This window comes from Streptomyces sp. IBSBF 3136, from assembly GCF_036815105.1.
Taxonomy (GTDB): Bacteria; Actinomycetota; Actinomycetes; order Streptomycetales; family Streptomycetaceae; genus Streptomyces.
Genome location: NZ_JAJSZC010000440.1, coordinates 1 through 1,902, shown reverse-complemented (window position 1 = coordinate 1,902; position 1,902 = coordinate 1). Strand labels below are relative to the sequence as shown.

Below are 1,902 nucleotides of genomic sequence, written 5' to 3'. Positions count from 1 at the left end.
CCCCCCCCCCCCCCCCCCCCCCCCCCCCCCCCCCCCCCCCCCCCCCCCCCCGCGCGGGACGGCCCGCCGGGACCGGGCTCCCTGCGGGAGTCCGGGGCACCCGGCGGGCGGCGCGGGGGTTCTACGGGCGGCGCAGCACCCTGGCGGACGACCCGCCCGGGAGCAGGCAGGAGTGCCCGGCCCTCCTGCGGATCTCACGCTCCCCTTTCGGGCGGCTCGCGCACCCCTTCGGGCGGCTCGCGAACCTTTTCGGGCGGCCCGGGCACCCCTTCGGGTGTCTCGCGCGCCCTTTCGGGCAGCCCGGGCACCGCTTCGGGCGGCTTGCGCGCGTCTTCGGGTGGCTCGCGCACACCTTCGCGCGGCCTGGCACCCGTGCGGACGCGACGGCCACCGCCGCGATCGCCCCGGGAACCGCCGCGGAGCGACCCGCGACAGGCGCTAGGACAGTTCGAAGATCTGGTCGGCGCCGTAGGAGCGAACCAGTGCGGCTCCGTCCGGTGCGGGCCGTACGAGGTGGGCTCGGCCCAGGCCCGCCACCCGGGCGGTGCCGTCGGCGACCTCCACCACGGTGTTCTCGTCGACGGCGACGCCGTACGGCACCGCCCCCCGGCCCACCGCCGCCACCAGCCGGGCCAGCGTTCCCCACTGCGCCGCGTGCACGTCCACCGCGCACGGCACCAGTCCCAGACCGTCCCGCACCGCGACCTCCTCCAGGTCCTCCGCGGTGTCCCCGGGGCACACCGGGACCCCGTCCACCAGCCATCCGCCGACCACCGCCCGCCGCGCGGCGACGGCCGCGCCCGCGGAGAACCCGGCGTACGGCATCCCGCGCTCCGCGAGCAGCCGGGGCAGCCGCTCCGAACAGCCGGCGAAGACCTCCTGGTAGGCGGGCGTCAGCCCACCGCACACCAGCAGCCCGTCGACCCCGTCCAGCGCGCCCTCCGGCTCGAACCGCCCACCGAGCGGCACGAGCAGCGGCACGGGCACGCAGGCGGGGCCGGCCTTCCCCAGCGCCTGCGCGTACCGCTCGAACTGCTGCTCGCCGTCCCCTTCGTCGACGATCACGCACCCGATCCGCGGCACGCCCCCGCCCCGCGCCGCCGCCTCCCGCAGGAACGGCTCGTACACCTGCGCGGCATCCCATCCGCCACCGATCAGAAACGTTCGACCGCCCATCCGGCCCCTCCCCTTGTACGACTGTCGCGACGCGCGAGAGTACGGGGCGGCAGCCGGTCCGTCTCCCGAATTTCGGGTCGGCGCCGGTCGCCGGTCGCCGGGCGGACACGTGGACCGGTGGGCGCCCGGCCCGGCAGCCGTCGCGGTACCAATCCCGATCGGTTCCGTCGACGTACTGAGACTAGGGCGTGAGTCCAGGCGCGAGACGGAAGGAGAGGTGTATCCACCATGCGAGTACCACGCGCAGGGCGTCTCGCCGCGGCGTCGGCGGCAAGCATCCTGATGGCCGGCGGGGCCGCGATCGGCGCGGCGGGCACGGCGTCGGCGGCCGCCCCCGCCGTGCACACCCACACGGTCACGGACAGCTGCTCCCACAGCGGTGACTGGCGCTGCCTCACCCGTGGCGATTCCTGCTTCGACCAGCGGGGGTTCTGCTTCGGCAACGGCTTCGGGAACCGTTTCGGCGACCGGTTCGACAACCGCTTCGACAACGGCTTCGACAACCGCTTCGACCACGGCTTCAACAACCGCTTCGACCACGGTTTCCACCACCGCTTCGGCCACGGCTTCGACGGCAGGTTCGACAACCGCTTCGGCAACCGGGTCGTGGTGATCCTCATCGGCTAGCGGGGGACGGTCTTCCAAGTGCGTCGGGAGGACCGGGACACGGCGGCGGGGGGGGGGGGGGGGGGGGGGGCGGGGGGGGGGCGGCGGGCGCGCCCCCCG

Annotated in this window: 2 protein-coding genes; one reads left to right on the top strand and one right to left on the bottom strand. The window is 75.9% G+C overall.

Going from position 1 to position 1,902, the window contains the following annotated elements; genetic code table 11:
- Positions 1-438 precede the first annotated feature (438 nt).
- The gene (locus V7E45_RS40015) at positions 439-1,176 is read right to left on the bottom strand and encodes a hypothetical protein (protein ID WP_333779207.1); all 738 of its coding nucleotides are present in this window, start codon (positions 1,174-1,176) and stop codon (positions 439-441) included.
- A gap of 228 nt (positions 1,177-1,404) precedes the next feature.
- Between V7E45_RS40015 and V7E45_RS40010 the strand changes: the two genes are divergently transcribed.
- A complete protein-coding gene (locus V7E45_RS40010) occupies positions 1,405-1,803 on the top strand; it encodes a hypothetical protein (protein ID WP_333779206.1) in 399 nt (132 codons plus the stop codon).
- The last annotated feature ends 99 nt before the right edge of the window (positions 1,804-1,902 follow it).

What these genes read in the sequence shown, in the direction of transcription:
- V7E45_RS40010 (WP_333779206.1), top strand. Translation starts at nt 1,405, where the DNA reads ATGCGAGTACCACGCGCAGGGCGTCTCGCCGCGGCGTCGGCGGCAAGC.
- V7E45_RS40015 (WP_333779207.1), bottom strand. Translation starts at nt 1,176, where the DNA reads ATGGGCGGTCGAACGTTTCTGATCGGTGGCGGATGGGATGCCGCGCAG.